The sequence below is a fragment of the Streptomyces sp. SID5643 genome (assembly GCF_009872555.1).
In the GTDB taxonomy this organism is placed as follows: Bacteria; Actinomycetota; Actinomycetes; order Streptomycetales; family Streptomycetaceae; genus Streptomyces; species Streptomyces iakyrus.
In genome coordinates, this window is sequence record NZ_WWIC01000063.1 from 11,725 (window position 1) to 28,641 (window position 16,917).

Sequence of the window (16,917 nt, forward strand, 5' to 3'; positions counted from 1 at the left end):
ACGAGCCTATCGGCCCGCACGGACGTCCTCGGAGTGCGGTTCCTCACCGACCTCCCCTCCCGACGGCTCGCCCAGGAGCAGCCGCTCCAGGGCGGCCCGGCCGGGCAGGTCGCGCGGGCGTACGACCTCGCCGCTGCGCACATACAGGAACGCGGCCGTGACCGACTCCGGGGGCACGCCCTGCTGCTCGGCCCAGGCCAGCCGGTAGACGGCGAGCTGGAGCGGGTCGGCGGTGCGGGAGCGGCTGGTCTTCCAGTCGACGATCTCGTACGTCGCGTCCTGCCCGTCGCCTTCCTTGTAGACGGCGTCGATGCGGCCCCGGACGATCCGGCCGCCGATCGCGAGCTGGACGGGGGCCTCCACCCGGTGGGGCGTTCGGCGTGCGTACTCAGTGCGTTCGAAGGCCTCCTTGAGCCCCTCCAGGTCCTGCTCGTCGGCGATCTCGGCATCGCTGCCGGGCAGTTCCTCCGGCTCCAGCATGGGCAGCGTGAGCTCCTCGAAGCGGGCCTCGACCCAGGCGTGGAAGCGGGTACCGCGGCGCGCGGCGCGCTGGGGTGGGCGCGGCATGGGGCGGGCCAGCTCCTGGGCGAGGCCGTCGGGGTCGGCAGCCAGATGCAGCAGCTGGGAGGCCGTGAGGGACGCCGGCAGGGGCACCTCGGTGACGCTGTCGCGGGCGCGCACGAGCTCGCCGGTGAGGGCGTCGAGGTCACGGTCCCAGGAGGCGACGGTGCGGGCCTCCTCCGGGGTGAGGTGCGGATGCGCCCGGCCCCGGGGGCCGGACTGCCCGGGGGTCCCGGGGACAGGGCGGGCGGCCGGGGGCTCCGGCGGGGTCGCCTGATGGGGGACGGTGGGGTGGATCACGGGCGTGGCGTCCCCGCCCGCCGGGTCTTCACCGGAGATCTCTTCGAGAGGCTCCTCGCCGAATGCGGCGTCGTCGAACGGTGCGTCGTCGAGGGGTGCCTCGTCGAACGGGTCCGGTTCTTCGTACGGGGGTTCGTCCTCCTCGGGCGGCGGAGGCCACTCCGGGTCGTCGAGGGCGTCCAGGTCGTGCGTGGCCGCGGGGTGCCCGTCCTCGGGGGGCGCGAGATTCTCCAGGTGGGCCAGGACGGTCTCGGCGGCCGCTCGGCGGCGTGCCAGGGCTGCCGCGTCCAGGGGCAGGGGCCACACCTGGTCGGCCGTCGCCCGGTGCAGGGCCGGGTTCTCCTCGTCGTCGGCGGGTTCGTCCGCCCAGGCCTCGATCTCGCCGTACCCGGCCTCGCAGTGCTCGTAGAGGGCCTGGAGGAACGCGGACGGCCCGCGGCGCTTCTTCTGGGTGGGCCCCCACCAGTGGCCGGAGCCCAGGAGGAGGGAGCGGGGGCGGGTGAAGGTGACGTAGCCGAGGCGGAGTTCCTCGGTGTGCTGGTGGTCCTTCATGGCCTCGTGGAAGGCCTTGAGGCCCTTGGCGTCCCAGGACGTCACGTCGGGCAGGGTGTCGGCGTCGCCGCGCAGCACGTGCGGCAGGACCTTGCCCTGGGAGGTCCACTTCTCGCGGCCCTGGCTGCTGGGGAAGGTGCCGGTGACCAGGCCGGGGACGACCACCACGTCCCATTCCAGGCCCTTGGACTTGTGGGCGGTGAGCACCTTGACGGTGTTCTCGCCGCCCGGAAGGGCGTTGTCGAGCCCCTTCTCGTACTGGGCGGCGGTGCGCAGGAAGCCGAGGAAGGCGAGCAGGCTCGCCTCGTTGTCGCCGGCGGCGAAGGAGGCGGCGACGTCCAGGAAGTTGGACAGCGTCTCGCGGCGGCGCGCTGCCAGGGCATGCGGGGACGCCGACAGCTCGACCTCCAGACCGGTGACGGCGAGGACGCGGTGCAGGACGTCCATCAGCGGGTCGGCCAGGGAGCGGCGCAGCTCGCGCAGTTCGGTGGCGAGCCGGGCGAAGCGCACGCGCGCGTCGGGCGAGAACGGCAGTCCGTCGTCGTCACCGCGGCCGTCCAGCGGTGTCTCCAGGAACGTGTCGAGGGCGTCCGCGAGGGAGATCACCTCGGACGGGTCGACCCCCTCGACGGCCTCGGCGAGACGGCGGTCCCGGTCGTCGTCGTCCGCCACGCGCGCGTGGGTGACGAGAAGTCGGGCGCGCCGACCCAGGAGGGCGAGGTCGCGCGGTCCGATGCGCCAGCGCGGGCCGGTGAGCAGGCGCACCAGGGAGGCGTTGGCGCCGGGGTCCTGGAGGACCTCGCAGACGGCGACGAGGTCGGCGATCTCGGGGAGGTGCAGCAGCCCGGACAGGCCGACGACCTCGACGGGGATGTCCCGGGCGACCAGGGCACCCTGGATCTCGGCGAAGTCGGTCGCGGTACGGCACAGGACGGCGATCTCGCCCGGTGCCGTGCCGGTCCGGACGAGGTGGGCGACGGAGTCGGCGGCCCAGTCGATCTCCTCGGCGTGGGTGCTCAGCAGGGCGCAGCGGACCAGGCCGTCGCGTTCGGCACCGGGGGCCGGGCGGAGTGCTTCCACGCCCGCGTGCAGGGCGCGCAGCGGCTCCGCGAGGCCGTTGGCGAGGTCGAGGAGGCGCCCGCCGCTGCGGCGGTTCTCGCTGAGGGACTGACGGGTCGCGGGGCTGCCGTCGGCGTGGGCGAAGTGGTCGGGGAAGTCGTCGAGGTTGGCGACGGAGGCGCCGCGCCAGCCGTAGATCGCCTGGCAGGGGTCGCCGACGGCGGTGACGGGGTGGCCGGTGCCCTCGCCGAACAGGCCCGCCAGGAGGACGCGTTGGGCGACCGAGGTGTCCTGGTACTCGTCGAGCAGGACCACCCGGAACTCGTCGCGCAGGACGCGGCCCACCTCGGGGATGCCGGCGAGGCGGGCCGACAGGGCGATCTGGTCGCCGAAGTCGAGCAGGTCCCGCTCGCGCTTGGCAGCCCGGTAGCGGGTGACCAGCTCGGCGAGTTCACGCCGGGCGGCGGCCGCGTCGGGGACCTTGCGCAGGTCGGCGTTGCTGAGCTTGGCGCCCCGCAGGGTCAGCAGCAGTTCGGCGTCGTACGCGCGCAGTGCTTCCGGGCGTACGAGGTGCTCGGCTAGTTCGGCGTCGAGGGCGAGGAGGTCGCCGACGAGGTCCGGGAAGGAACGGGTCAGGGCCGGGTAGGGCCCCGGTGCCTCGCGCAGGACGCGTGCGGCGAGCTGGAAGCGGGTGGCGTCGGCGAGCAGCCGGGAGGTGGGCTCCAGACCGAGGCGCAGGCCGTGATCGGTCAGGAGGCGGCCCGCGAAGGCGTGGTACGTGGAGATGACCGGCTCGCCCGGCGGGTTGTCCGGGTCGATGGCGTCCGGGTCGGTGACGCCGGCCCTGACGAGCGCCTTGCGGACGCGCTCGGCGAGTTCGGCCGCGGCCTTGTTGGTGAAGGTGAGGCCGAGCACCTGCTCGGGGGCGACCTGGCCGGTGCCGACCAGCCACACCACGCGGGCCGCCATCACCGTCGTCTTGCCCGAGCCGGCTCCGGCCACGATCACCTGCGGGGCGGGCGGCGCGGTGATGCAGGCCGTCTGCTCCGGGGTGAAGGGGATGCCGAGGAGCTCCTTGAGCTGGTCGGGATCGGTGATACGGGCGGGCACATCGAAAGGCTAGCGGCGGCCACTGACAGTGGTGACCGAACGGGTCTCCGGGGAGGAGGAAGCGCAGGTCAGCACATGTGGTGCGATAGCTCACTCCACGACGTGACGCCCCTCCTGCCGGGCGCTGCACGAGGCCCGGAACGCGCAGTGCGTGCAGTGCTGCCCTGCGGTCGGTGTGAACCGTTCGTCGAGGACCTTGCCGGCGGCCGTGGCGAGCAGGTCGCCGACCCACTCCCCCTCCAGCGGCTCCTGGGCCTGCACCTTGGGCAGGGTCTCCCCGCCGTCGCGTTTGGCCGCTCCCTGCCGGAGGTGGACGAGTTCGGCGCCGCCCGGCTCGGGGCGCACGCCGTCGAAGGCCTGGTCGACGGCCCCCTCGCGGACGGCCAGCTGGTAGACGGCCAGCTGCGGGTGGCGTTCCACTTCCTTGGAACCGGGCGCCTGCTTGCCGGTCTTGAAGTCGACCACGTAGGCGCGGCCGTCGCCGTCGGCCTCGACCCGGTCCATCTGGCCGCGGATGCGCACCTGGTAATCGCCTGCTTCGAGGGTGACGTCGAAGTCGTGCTCGCTGGCCACCGGGGTGCGCCCGGTGCGGTTCATGACGTGCCACTGGAGGAACCGTTCGAGGGCCACGCGCGCGTTGTCCTTCTCCTGGGCCGACTTCCAGGGCGCGTCGAAGGCCAGCGCGTTCCACACGGAGTCGAGGCGTTCCATGAGGACACCGAGGTCGGCCGGAGTGTGCCCGGAGGCGACTTCGTCAGCCAGGACGTGCACGACGTTGCCGAAGCCCTGGGCGGCCGTGGCGGGTGCGTCGGCCTTCACCTCGCGGCCCAGGAACCACTGGAGGGCGCAGGTGTTGGCGAGCTGGTCGAGGGCGCTGCCGGAGAGCACGAGGGGCTGGTCGCGGTCGCGCAGCGGCACCTTGGAGTCGGTGGGCTCGAACATGCCCCACCAGCGGTAGGGGTGCGCGGACGGCACCAGGGGGCGGCCGTCCTCGTCGGCCAGGGCTGCGAGCCGGGCCAGGCGGCGGGCGGCGGCCTCCCGGAGGGCGTCAGAGACGCGCGGGTCGACCGTGGTGGCCCGCAGTTCCGCGACGAGGGCGGCTACGGACAGCGGGCGGCGGGGGCGTCCGGTGACGTCCTTGGGTTCGACGCCGAGTTCGGTCAGGAAGCGGGAGGGCTGGTCGCCGTCGTCCGCGGGGGCCTTGACCGCGGTGACGACGAGACGCTCGCTCGCGCGCGTGGCGGCCACGTAGAACAGGCGGCGCTCCTCGGCGAGCAGCGCGCCGGGGGTGAGGGGTTCGGCGAGCCCGTCGCGGCCGATGCGGTCGGCCTCCAGGAGGGAGCCACGGCGGCGCAGGTCCGGCCAGAGCCCCTCCTGGACACCCGCCACGACCACGAGGCGCCACTGAAGGCCTTTGGAGCGGTGGGCTGTCATCAGGCGGACGGCGTCGGGGCGTACGGTGCGCCGCGCGAGGGTGTCGGCGGCGATGTCCTCGGCCTCGATCTCCTCCAGGAAGTTCAGGGTGCCCCGGCCGCCGGTGCGTTCCTCTGCGCGGGCCGCGGTGGCGAAAAGGGCGCAGACGGCGTCCAGGTCGCGGTCCGCGTTGCGCCCGGCGGCGCCGCCCCGACGGGCGGCCCGCTCCAGTCGTGTGGGCCAGGGCGTGCCCTCCCAGAGGTCCCACAGCGCCTCCTCGGCCGTACCGCCGCCGGCCAGGCGCTCGCGGGCCTTGCGCAGCAGTGCGCCGAGGCGCTGGGCGCCGCGCGCGTACGCGGGGTCGTGCACGGCCAGCCGCTCCGGCTCGGCGAGTGCCTGCGCGAGCAGCACGTCGGAGGGCGGCGGCAGCGGGGTGCCGGCGGCCCGCTCCTCGTCGCGCAGGGCCCGGCCGAGGCGACGCAGGTCGGCCGCGTCCATGCTCGCGAGGGGTGAGGTGAGGAGAGTGAGGGCGGTCTCGGTGTCGAGCCAGGAGGCGGCCGGCCCCGCGTCGGGAGCGCCCTCGGCCGCCGTGTTCCTGTCGGCAGGCCCGGCGGCCTCCGCAAGGGCCACCGCCCGCAACGCCGTCAACAGCGGTGCCACCGCCGGTTCGTGCCGCAGCGGCACGTCGTCACCGTCGCCGTCGACGGGGACGCCCGCCGCTGTGAGGGCGCGGCGGACCGTGGGGATGGTGCGGGAGCCGGCGCGGACCAGGACGGCCATGTCCCTCCACGGGACGCCGTCCTCCAGGTGGGCCCTGCGGAGGATGTCGGCGATGTTGTCCAGCTCCGTCCCGGACGTGGGGTACGTGTACGCCTCGACGCGGCCGCCGTCCCGTACGGGGGCGAGTTCGCGGTGGGCGCGCACCTTCTCGGCGGGCAGCCGGGTCAGCGGCATGCGCTGGGTGAGCAGCCGGGTGGCGGCCAGCAGACCGGCGCCGGAGCGGCGGGACGTGCGCAGCACGGTGACGGGAGCCGGGCGGCCGTCCGCGCGGGGGAAGGCGTGCGGGAAGTCCAGGATGCCGTTCACGTCGGCGCCGCGGAAGGCGTAGATCGACTGGTCGGGATCGCCGAAGGCCACGAGCGTGCGGCCGCCGCCGGCCAGGGTGTGCAGCAGTCGTACCTGAGCGGGATCGGTGTCCTGGTACTCGTCGACGTAGACGGCGTCGTACCGGGCGGCGAGCCACGCCGCGACCTCGGGGCGGCGTGCGAGGAGCACCGCGCGGTGGACGAGTTCCGCGTAGTCGATCACGCCCTGGAGGTCGAGGACGTCGAGGTACTCGGCGAGGAAGGCGGCCGCGGCGCGCCAGTCGGGCCGTCCCGTGCGGCGGGCGAAGGCGTCCAGAGCGTCGGGGCCGAGGCCCAGTTCACGGCTGCGGGCGAGGACAGCGCGGACCTCGTCGGCGAAACCGCGGGTGGTCAGGCAGGCGCGCAGTTCGTCGGGCCAGCGCACGTGTGCGAGCCCGAGCCGTTCCAGATCCAGCTGGCCCGCGAGTAGTTCGCGCACCGAGACGTCCTGCTCGGGGCCGGAGAGCAGCCGCAGCGGCTCCACGAACAGGGCGCTGTCCTGGTGGGCGCGGACCAGGGCGTAGCAGAACGAGTGGAAGGTGGTCGTCCGGGGAGCGCGGGCGGCCCCGGTCCGCCGGGCCATGCGGTCGCGCAGCTCGACCGCGGCCCGGCGGCTGAAGGTGAGTACCAGGATGCGCTCGGGGTCCCCGCCCCGGGCCACTCGCTCGGCCACGGACTCGACGAGGGTGGTGGTCTTGCCGGTGCCCGGACCTGCGAGGACGAGGAGCGGTCCCGCCGTGTGGTCAACCACGGAGCGCTGCGAGGCGTCCAGATGAGGGGGGTCCACGCGGGCAGGAGGGGTACGAACCAGGCGGTAAGCGCCACGGTTCCCCCGCCGCGCCCGGGGGTGCGGCAGGCCGCTGGTGGAGGAAGAGGAGCTCACGTGGTTCGCCGGTTCTGGTGGAAGTGCTGGTGGGCGGGCCACCGCGCGTGGCGGGCGGTGACCGCGGGGTGACGGGGGCACGCGCAGCCGACGCTACGCCGACGAGCGAGGCGGAAGCAGGGCTTCCCCTTCTTCCCGCCGGCCACTCACGGCACTCGCGGCTCTCGTGCCCCTCCACTCACGAACGTACGTCATGCCGTCGGGGTGCCCCGATTCCCCCGTACGGATCACGGGTCACACAGGAGGCCGTCGGATGGCGGAAGCTGTCAGGTGTGACCCTCCGCGCGATCACCGCCGTCCCACCGCGCCCGTCTCATGTCGATGCGCGGCAGGTGGCCCTCGGCGGCACGGCTCGCCTCCTTCAGGGGTGTGCCCTCCGCCCGGTAGTGCCCGAGCGCCCGTTGCTCGTGCCCCGGCAGCAGGACGCCGTCCGCGCGGACGACCCGCCACCACGGGGCGGCTCCCCCGTAGAGCGCCATCACCCGGCCGACCTGCCGCGGACCGCCCTGCTCCAGCCATTCGGCGACATCCCCGTAGGTCATGACATGGCCCGGCGGGATCAGTTCGGCGACGTCGAGGACCCGCTCGGCGTACTCGGGCAGCGCGTGCGCGGGCTCGTCCTCGTACCGGCCCCCCTCAGGGCTCTGCTCACTCATCCGCCCCATCCTGCCCCACGGCACCGACAACGGGCCGGGCGTGCTCCGGAGCGTTCTGCTCGCTCGGCAGGAGTGCGTCGGGCAGACTGTCCGCCCCCGCATGTGCACCCTGATTGCCCCGTGTGCCGGTGCGGCATGCCACCATCGTGCGGGCGGTGACCGGTGATACGAGACCAAGAAGAGACGATGAAGCAGCAGGGTGCGCACCCCGAGGACACGGAAGGCACCTCTGACGCTTCGTCGCGCCCGGGCACTCGGGACGACGGTCCGAAGGGAGCCGCGAAGAAGAACCGTGCGGCCGCCGAGGAGCCCGACTTCGCGCACATCGACGAGGTGGAGGGCGACGAACCGCTGCTCCCCGCGCGCGTGCACCGCCCTTCCGACCTGATGCGCCTGCTGGTGGGCGTACTCGCCGTCGTGATCCTGATCGGGATCGCCGCGTTCGCGCACGGCACCACCTCCGGCCTCGAACAGGACATCAACAAGGGCACCGGTCAGGCGCCCGATCTGCTCATCAAGATCGCGGGGCTGGCTTCCAGCATCGCGATCCTGCTGGTGCCGGTCGCCTTCGCCATCGAGCGGCTGATCAAACGGGACGGACTGCGCATCGCCGACGGCGTGCTGGCGGCGGTCCTCGCGCACGGTGTGACCCTCGCCACCGACCTGTGGGTCGCCCGGGCAGCCCCCGACTCGATCCAGGAGGCGCTCACCCAGCCCTCCCCCGGTGACATCCACGCGCTGACCGATCCCGTGCACGGCTATCTGGCCCCGGTCATCGCCTACATGACGGCCGTCGGCATGTCGCGCAGACCGCGCTGGCGCGCGGTGCTGTGGGTCGTGCTGCTCCTCGACGCCTTCTCGATGCTCGTCACCGGGTACACGACTCCGTTCTCGATCATCCTGACCGTGCTGATCGGCTGGACGGTGGCCTACGGCACGCTGTACGCGGTCGGCTCCCCGAACGTCCGGCCCACAGGGCAGACGCTGATGGCCGGCCTGCGGACCGTCGGCTTCCGCCCCGTCAGCGCCTCGCGCGAGGACACTTCGGATAACCCGGACACCGGGGACCGAGGCCGGCGCTACTTCGTTACCCTGGAGGACGGCCCGCCCCTTGACGTGACGGTGGTGGACCGGGAGCAGCAGGCCCAGGGCTTCTTCTACCGTGCCTGGCGCAACCTCACCCTGCGCGGCTTCGCCACCCGCAGCAGCCTCCAGTCGCTGCGGCAGGCCCTGGAGCAGGAGGCCCTGCTGGCGTATGCGGCGATCGCGGCAGGCGCCAACGCGCCCAAGCTGATCGCCACCTCCGAGCTCGGCCCCGACGCGGTGATGCTCGTCTACGAGCACAGCGGCGGACGCACCCTCGACTCGCTGTCGGACGAGGAGATCACCGACGACCTGCTGCGCGACACCTGGCACCAGGTGAAGGCCCTGCAGTCGCGGCGCATCGCGCACCGCAGGCTGGTGGGAGACGCGATTCTGGTGGATCGTTCCGGCACGGTGATCCTCACCGACCTGCGCGTCGGCGAGATCGCGGCCGGTGATCTGCTGCTGCGCATGGACACCTCGCAGCTGCTGGTGACGCTCGGCCTCCGGGTGGGCGCCGAGCGCGCGGTCGCCTCGGCGGTGGGCGTGCTCGGTCCGGACGCGGTGGCGGACTGCCTGCCGATGCTCCAGCCCATCGCCCTCAGCCGCTCCACGCGCGCGACGCTGCGCAGACTGGCACGGGAGCGGGCCCAGCGCGAGCGCGACGCGGTCCTGGAGGCGTCCCGGCAGGCCAAGCAGGCCCGTCCGGAGGGGGAAGCGGACGCCGCCGCGCCCGTCCTGGTGAAGCCCGACAAGAAGGCCGTGCGGGCGGAGCAGCGGGCCGAGAAGCGGGCGATCGACGAGGCCGTGGAGGAAGCGCGCGAGGAGGACCTGCTCACGCAGATCCGGCACGCGGTGCTGCGGATCAGGCCGCAGGCACCCGTCGAGCCGGCCCGGCTGGAGCGGGTGCGGCCGCGCACGCTGATCAGTTTCATGGCCGGCGCGATCGGCGCGTACTTCCTGCTGACGCAGCTCACACACATCGAGTTCGGGCCGCTCATCGCGAACGCCGAGTGGGGCTGGGTCGCCGCGGCCGTGCTGTTCTCGATGTGCAGCTACGTGGCGGCGGCGATGGCGCTGCTGGGATTCGTGCCCGAGCGGGTGCCGTTCGTGCGGACCGTGGCTGCGCAGGTCGCCGGATCGTTCGTGAAGATCGTCGCCCCGGCGGCGGTGGGCGGAGTCGCCCTGAACACACGCTTCCTCCAGCGCGCGGGCGTGCGGCCTGGGCTCGCGGTGGCGAGTGTCGGCGCGTCGCAGCTGTTCGGGCTCGGCTGTCACATCCTGATGCTGCTGGCCTTCGGCTATCTGACCGGTACCGAGAAGACGCCGTCGCTGTCGCCCTCCCGGACGGTCATCGCCGGTCTGCTGACGGTGGCGGTACTCGTCCTCGTGGTGACGTCGGTGCCGTTCCTGCGCAAGTTCGTCTCCACGCGCGTGCGGTCGCTGTTCGCGGGTGTCGTGCCCCGCATGCTGGACGTGCTGCAACGGCCGCAGAAGCTGGTCACCGGCATCGGCGGCATGCTGCTGCTGACCGCCTGCTTCGTGATGTGCCTGGACGCCTCGATCCGCGCGTTCGGCGACGAGTCCACGTCGATCAGCCTCGCCAGCGTCGCCGTCGTCTTCCTCGCGGGCAACGCCCTGGGATCGGCGGCCCCGACACCGGGCGGTGTGGGCGCGGTCGAGGCGACCCTGACGGTCGGTCTGATCGCCGTCGGGCTCCCGAAGGAGGTCGCGGCACCGGCGGTCCTGCTGTTCCGTCTGCTGACGCTGTGGCTGCCCGTGCTGCCGGGCTGGCTGGCCTTCAACCACCTCACGCGCAAGCAGGCCCTCTGATCCGACCGGGCCGGAAGCAGGTCCCGCGCACGATCAGCCGGGCCGCCGCGGCGGCGGCGCTCCCGGCCGTCCGTGCCGACGGTCGGTTGGCCTCGCAGAACCCTCTTGCCCCTCTTACCTCGTACGGCACGCGTCCCGCGCGCCCCGTCCGGGACCGCCGCAGGATGGAACCATGCCATCCCTCCTCCGGCCGCGGGCCGCCGTCCTGACCGTCTCCGCCGTGTTGTTGTCCACCGTGCTGGCGGGGTGCGGAGACGACGCCCAGGGCGAGGACGTGACACGGCAGGAACTGAGCTGGAAGGCCTGCCCGGCCCCGGACGAGGCCCAGGGCGGAGGCGCCCCGCCCTCTCCCCTGCCGGACGACGGCGAGTGGCAGTGCGCCACCATGAAGGCCCCGCTCGACTGGGACGACCCGAAGGGCGACACGATCGGCCTCGAACTGATCCGGGTGAGGACGACCGGCGCCGCGAACGAACGCATCGGCTCGCTCATCTTCAACTTCGGCGGCCCCGGCGGCTCGGGCGTCACGACCCTGCCCGCGTTCGCGGAGGGCTACGAGAAGCTGCGCACCCGCTACGACCTGGTCAGTTTCGACCCGCGCGGGGTCGGCCGCAGCGACCCTGTGATCTGCGAGAACGACCAGCAGCTCGACGCCTACTTCCAGCAGGACGGCACCCCCGACGACACCGCCGAACGCACCCGGCTCCTGGACAGCACCACCGAGTTCAATGACGCCTGCGAGCAGAACTCGGGGAAGATCCTGCCGCATGTGCGCACCACCGACGCGGCCCGCGACCTGGACCTGATGCGCCAGGTCCTCGGCGACGGCAAGCTGCACTACTTCGGCATCTCCTACGGCACCGAACTGGGCGGCGTCTACGCCCACCTGTTCCCCGAGCGGGTCGGCCGCGTCGTGTTCGACGCCGTCGTCGACCCCACGCAGAACTCCGAACAGAGTTCGCTGGGGCAGGCCAAGGGCTTTCAGCTCGCCTTCGACAACTTCGCCGAGGACTGCGTGTCGAAGACGGAGGAATGCCCGATCGGCGACAGCGCGAAGGACGTGAAGGACCGCATCGCCGGACTGCTGAAGGATCTCGACCGCAAGCCGATCGAGGGCATCTTCCCGCGCCAGCTGACCCAGACCGCGGCGACCAGCGGCATTCTGCAGGCCCTGTACTCGAAGGATCTCTGGGACATCCTCACCGATGGCCTGGTGGAGGCCTACGACGGCAACGGGAGCACCCTGATGATCCTCTCCGACTTGATGAACGGACGCAGCGAGAACGGCGAGTACGACAACTCGACCGCCGCCTTCACCGCCATCAGCTGCGCCGATGCCAAACCTCGCTACGACGCCGCCTACGTCGAGCGGCGGCTGCCGGAGTTCCGGGCCGCGTCACCCCTGTTCGGCGACTCCTTGGCGTGGGGCATGATCGGCTGCACCGACTGGGCCGTGGCCGGCGCCGCCGACCATCCGGACGTGAGCGCTCCGGGCGCGGCACCCATTCTGGTCGTCGGCAACACGGGCGACCCGGCCACGCCGTACGAGGGTGCCCGGGCGATGGCGAACGCGCTGGGCAAGGGAGTCGGGGTCGAGCTGACGTACCGGGGGCAGGGGCACGGGGCGTACGACAGCAAGAACACGTGTGTACAGGGCGCGGTGAACGGCTATCTGCTGGACGGAAAGGTGCCGCCGGCGGGGACCGTCTGCACCTGACCTCCCGGAGATCCCGGATACTCGCAGGTCAGAAGGTTATCCACAGGCCGAAACGGCCGAACCGGGATCTGCCTACCATGGCCTGACCGCCATCCGCGGCACGGAGCGGACGGCCTGCGAGGGGGGATGGGCAATGACGCGCTTCGTTCGGTGGACCGCTCTGGCGGCCGCCTCGGCCCTGCTGGCGGCGGGCTGCAGCGCCGGTTCGTCCGACGACGGCAGGAGCGGGCTCTCATGGGGCCGTTGCAAGGCCACCGCCGAGGGCCCCGCGCCGAGCAGCGACTGGCAGTGCGCGACGCTGAAGGTGCCGCTGGACTGGTCGGAGCCCGACGGCGAGACGATCGGCCTGGGGCTGATCCGCGCCAAGGCCCGCGGTGACGACCGCGTGGGGTCACTGCTGTTCAACTTCGGCGGCCCGGGCGCCTCGGGCCTGTCCATGATGCCGTCGTACGCCCCCACCGTCTCCTCGCTCCGCGAACGCTACGACCTGGTGAGCTGGGACCCGCGCGGCGTGGGCGCCAGCGAGGGCGTGCGGTGCCGGGGCGACAAGGAGATCCAGGCCGCCGAGTCGGTGGACGTCTCCCCGGACACCCCCGCCGAGGAGAAGGCGTACTTCGAGGACGCCGCCGACTTCGGCGAGGGCTGCCGGAAGAACGCCGGAAAGCTGTTGGCGCACGTCTCGACCGCCGACTCGGCCCGCGACATGGACCGCATCCGCGAAGTCCTCGGCGACACCAGGATGAACTACTTCGGCATCTCCTACGGCACCGAACTGGGCGGCACCTACGCCCACCTCTTCCCGAAGAAGGTGGGCCGCATGACGCTGGACGCGGTCGTCGACCCCGGCGCCGACACCGTGGGCCACGCCGAGAACCAGGCCAGGGGCTTCCAACGCGCGCTGAACGGCTACCTCACGTCCACGGGACAGGACCCCGAGGAGGGCACGCGCAAGATCGCGGACCTCCTGCGGCGGATCGACGCCCGGCCCCTGGCGGCGGGCACACCCGGGCGGAAGCTGACGCAGACCCTCGCGGTCACGGGCATCATCCTTCCGCTCTACAGCAAGGACAGCTGGCCGACGCTGACCAGCGCCCTCGACGCGGCCGAGCGGGGCGACGGCTCGGAGCTGCTGGCCCTCGCCGACCGCTACAACGAACGCGATCCGTCCGGGCGCTACGGCACGACGACCCACTCCCAACGGGTCATATCGTGCCTGGACGACCGGCAGCGGCCGACCACGGCCGGGACGAAGCGGCTGCTGCCCCGGTTCGAGAAGATCTCCCCCGTCTTCGGGACGTTCCTCGGCTGGGACACGGCCGGCTGGTGCCACGACTGGCCGGTGCCCGGCCGGCACGACACTCCGGAGGTGAGCGCCCCCGGCGCGGCACCGGTCCTGGTGGTCGGCAACACCGGCGACCCGGCCACCCCGTACGAGGGAGCGCGGAGGATGGCCGACGAGCTCGGCAAGGGCGTCGGCGTGATGCTCACCTGGCGGGGCGAGGGACATGGCGCGTACGGCAGTGGCAGCGACTGCGTCGACTCCACGGTGAACGCCTACCTGCTGGACGGCACGGTGCCGAAGGACGGCAAGGTCTGCTCATGACGACGGCGGGGGCTCCACGCACCCGTGGTGCGCGAAGCCCCCGCCGCTCGGAGAGGGGGGACCGGTGCGGTTCAGTACACCGGCTTGGACGGCTCGATCTGGTTGACCCAGCCGATCACGCCGCCGCCGACGTGCACCGCGTCCGAGAAGCCCGCGGACTTGAGGACCGCGAGGACTTCCGCACTGCGGACACCCGTCTTGCAATGCAGGACGATCTTCTTGTCCTGCGGGAGGCTCTCCAGGGCGGTGCCCATGAGGAACTCGTTCTTCGGGATCAGTCGGGCGCCCGGGATGGCGACGATCTCGTACTCGTTCGGCTCGCGGACATCGATGATGTCGATGCTCTCGCCGTCATCGATCCACTCCTTGAGCTGCTTGGGAGTGATCGTGGAGTCGGCGGCCGCCGCCTGGGCCTCCTCGGAGACGACCCCGCAGAAGGCCTCGTAGTCGATGAGTTCGGTAACGGTCGGGTTCTCGCCGCAGACCGCGCAGTTCGGGTCCTTGCGCACCTTTACCTGGCGGTACTGCATCTCCAGGGCGTCGTAGATCATCAGTCGGCCGACCAGCGGGTCACCGATGCCGGCGAGGAGCTTGATGGCCTCGTTGACCTGGATGGAGCCGATGGACGCGCACAGCACACCCAGGACGCCGCCCTCGGCGCAGGAGGGGACCATGCCGGGGGGCGGGGGCTCCGGGTACAGGCAGCGGTAGCAGGGGCCGTGCTCGGACCAGAAGACGGACGCCTGGCCGTCGAAACGGTAGATCGAGCCCCAGACGTACGGCTTGTTCAGCAGCACGCAGGCGTCGTTGACCAGGTAGCGGGTCGCGAAGTTGTCCGTGCCGTCGACGATCAGGTCGTACTGGCTGAAGATCTCCATCACGTTGTCGGCCTCGAGCCGCTCCTCGTGAAGGATCACGTTCACGTACGGGTTGATGCCCTTGACGCTGTCACGGGCGGACTCGGCCTTGGGGCGGCCGATGTCGGCCTGGCTGTGGATGATCTGGCGCTGCAGGTTCGACTCGTCGACCTCGTCGAACTCCACGATGCCGAGGGTGCCGACGCCCGCGGCGGCCAGGTACATCAGCGCCGGCGAGCCCAGGCCGCCGGCGCCCACGCACAGCACCTTGGCGTTCTTCAGCCGCTTCTGCCCGTCCATCCCGACGTCGGGGATGATCAGGTGGCGGGAGTACCTGCGGACCTCGTCTACGGTGAGCTCGGAAGCCGGCTCGACCAGGGGTGGCAGCGACACGGGGACTCCGTTGGTCGGTCAATCACTACGGTTGTTCTCCCCGTAACAGTGCCATGCGCTTTTTCATTCCGAGACACCTGTTCCGACACGCGAGACGAATTCGTCCCAGTAGCCGGGCATGGCCTCCCAGGGGTCGGCTCCCCCGCCGCCGTCCGTGTGGTCCGTGATCCAGACCGTCGCGGCTCCCTGCCAGCGGGCGATGCGCAGCGCCTCGGTCAGGTGGGGGCGGGGTACGCCGTGGACGAAGTGGCAGAAGCGCTCGGGCGAATGGTCGGCGGTCCATTCGGCCACCTGCGACCAGCGGTAGTCGCTCCAGGGGCCGGAGAAAGTGACCAGCTGGTCGGCGAGCTCGACATAACCGGGGTGCGGGTGGATGCCGTGGCCGAGGACGATGTGGGCAGCGTCACGGATCACGCGGAGCGTGGCGACCGTGCGGCGGACCTCGGGCAGCCCGGCGTGGTCCGCCGGGCAGCGCTCCAGGAGGAAGCCGTCGACCTGGTACCAGTCGACGAACCGGTGGGCGTCCGAGATCAGCTCGCCGAAGTCGCGGGTGCCGTACCGGGTGTCGAGGTGGCCGAGGACGCGGACGCCCGCGTTGCGCAGCCGGCCGGCCGCCTCCAGGCAGTGCGGGTCGGGGCGGGCACCGGGGCCGTCGGACACGTTGAGGACCACCCAGTGCAGCGGGGTGCCGGGGCGGGTCAGCTCGCCCCACTCGGTGGGGGCGAGGAGGGGGTGCGCGTACCCGGGGACGCCGACGCCGGGGCGGAGTTCCGTACCCGCGGTGTGCCGCCGGGATCTGGTCAGATGCGGCATGCCGCCTCCATCCAGATGTCGGCGAGGGACTCCTCCAGGCCGATCCGGGGACGCCATCCGAGCCGGTCGCGAGCGGTGCGCACATCTGCCTGCTGCCAGCCGCCGCAGCCGTCGGGGTACGGGTACGCGACGGGGGGCGCGTGGTCCGGGTCGGGGCGGGGGTGGCCGATGGCCGTGCGCAGGGCGCCGGGCGGACCGTCGAGTTCGTGGAGGGCGCCGCCGTATCCGGCGACCCGGGCGAGGACCGCGGCGGCGTCGCGCAGGCGCACCGCGCGGCCGGACCCGATGTTGATGACACCCTGCGCGGCGGAGAGCGAGGCGGCGTGGACGGCACGGGCCACATCACGGACGTCGACGAAGTCGCGCTGCGCGCCGAGACCGCCGAGTTTCAGCTCACCGTCGCCGGACTGCATGGCGCGGCGCATGGCCTCGGCGAGGCGGCCCAGCGGGGAGCCGGCGGGGGTGCCGGGCCCGGCCGGTGAGAAGACACGCAGGACGACGGCGTCCAGACCGGAGCCCAGGACCAGCTCGGTGGCGGCGAGTTTGCTGACCCCGTACGGACCGCCGGGCCGGGGCACGGCGTCCTCGGCGGTGGAGGAACCGGGCTGGCTCGGGCCGTACTCCGCGCTGCAGCCGATCTGCACCAGCCGGGCGCCGCAGCCGCTGCGGCGCAGGGCCTCGCAGACGGTGGCCACGGCCACGGTGTTGTGGCGGGTGAGTTCGCGGGCCCCGCCGCGGGTTGCGCCGGCGCAGTTGACGACGACACCGGGGTGGACCGCGTCGAGGAAGCGGGTGAGGGCACCGGGACTGCCGGAGGCGAGGTCGAAGCGGACATCGGCGTCGTCGCCGCGTCCGAGGGCGGTGAGTTGCACGGCCGGGTCGGCGAGCAGACGGTCGGCGACGAAGCGCCCGATGTAGCCGTTGGCTCCGATCAGCAGGACTCTCATCGCGCGGCTCCCC

General features: G+C 72.5%; 9 protein-coding genes. 3 read left to right on the plus strand and 6 right to left on the minus strand.

The window, feature by feature from the left end; all coding sequences use genetic code 11:
* Positions 1-6: 6 nt before the first annotated feature.
* The 3 genes from GTY56_RS07860 to GTY56_RS07870 all read right to left on the minus strand — a co-directional run bounded on the left by GTY56_RS07860 (position 7) and on the right by GTY56_RS07870 (position 7,658).
* The gene (locus GTY56_RS07860) at positions 7-3,582 is read right to left on the minus strand and encodes a UvrD-helicase domain-containing protein (RefSeq protein ID WP_161363857.1); all 3,576 of its coding nucleotides are present in this window, start codon (positions 3,580-3,582) and stop codon (positions 7-9) included.
* 90 nt (positions 3,583-3,672) lie between these two features.
* Entirely contained in the window at positions 3,673-7,002 is a 3,330-nt protein-coding gene (locus tag GTY56_RS07865) for a UvrD-helicase domain-containing protein (protein ID WP_161363859.1), read from the minus strand.
* Positions 7,003-7,268: 266 nt separating this feature from the next.
* A complete protein-coding gene (locus GTY56_RS07870) occupies positions 7,269-7,658 on the minus strand; it encodes an MGMT family protein (RefSeq protein WP_237524441.1) in 390 nt (129 codons plus the stop codon).
* Between the two features lie 186 nt (positions 7,659-7,844).
* Here GTY56_RS07870 and GTY56_RS07875 point away from each other — a divergent pair, with 186 nt between their 5' ends.
* From GTY56_RS07875 to GTY56_RS07885, 3 genes are all read left to right on the plus strand, one after another.
* Complete coding sequence (locus GTY56_RS07875; RefSeq protein ID WP_161363863.1) at positions 7,845-10,574, plus strand: lysylphosphatidylglycerol synthase domain-containing protein; 2,730 nt, start codon at positions 7,845-7,847, stop codon at positions 10,572-10,574.
* Positions 10,575-10,746: 172 nt separating this feature from the next.
* On the plus strand, positions 10,747-12,291 hold the full coding sequence (locus tag GTY56_RS07880; protein ID WP_161363865.1) for an alpha/beta hydrolase: 1,545 nt from the start codon (positions 10,747-10,749) through the stop codon (positions 12,289-12,291).
* A gap of 133 nt (positions 12,292-12,424) precedes the next feature.
* Positions 12,425-13,894, plus strand: a complete 1,470-nt coding sequence (locus GTY56_RS07885) for an alpha/beta hydrolase (RefSeq protein WP_161363868.1) — start codon at positions 12,425-12,427, stop codon at positions 13,892-13,894.
* Positions 13,895-13,965: 71 nt separating this feature from the next.
* Here GTY56_RS07885 and moeZ read toward each other — a convergent pair whose 3' ends face one another.
* The 3 genes from moeZ to GTY56_RS07900 all read right to left on the minus strand — a co-directional run bounded on the left by moeZ (position 13,966) and on the right by GTY56_RS07900 (position 16,904).
* A complete protein-coding gene (gene moeZ, locus GTY56_RS07890; RefSeq protein ID WP_161363870.1) occupies positions 13,966-15,144 on the minus strand; it encodes an adenylyltransferase/sulfurtransferase MoeZ in 1,179 nt (392 codons plus the stop codon).
* A 63-nt stretch (positions 15,145-15,207) separates the two neighbouring features.
* Positions 15,208-15,957, minus strand: a complete 750-nt coding sequence (locus GTY56_RS07895) for a spherulation-specific family 4 protein (protein ID WP_161363872.1) — start codon at positions 15,955-15,957, stop codon at positions 15,208-15,210.
* Positions 15,945-16,904 carry an NAD-dependent epimerase/dehydratase family protein gene (locus GTY56_RS07900; RefSeq protein ID WP_161363874.1) on the minus strand — a complete coding sequence of 320 codons (960 nt, stop codon included), beginning with the start codon at positions 16,902-16,904 and terminating at the stop codon, positions 15,945-15,947. Before GTY56_RS07900 ends, GTY56_RS07895 begins: the two co-directional genes overlap by 13 nt.
* Between the last annotated feature and the right edge of the window lie 13 nt (positions 16,905-16,917).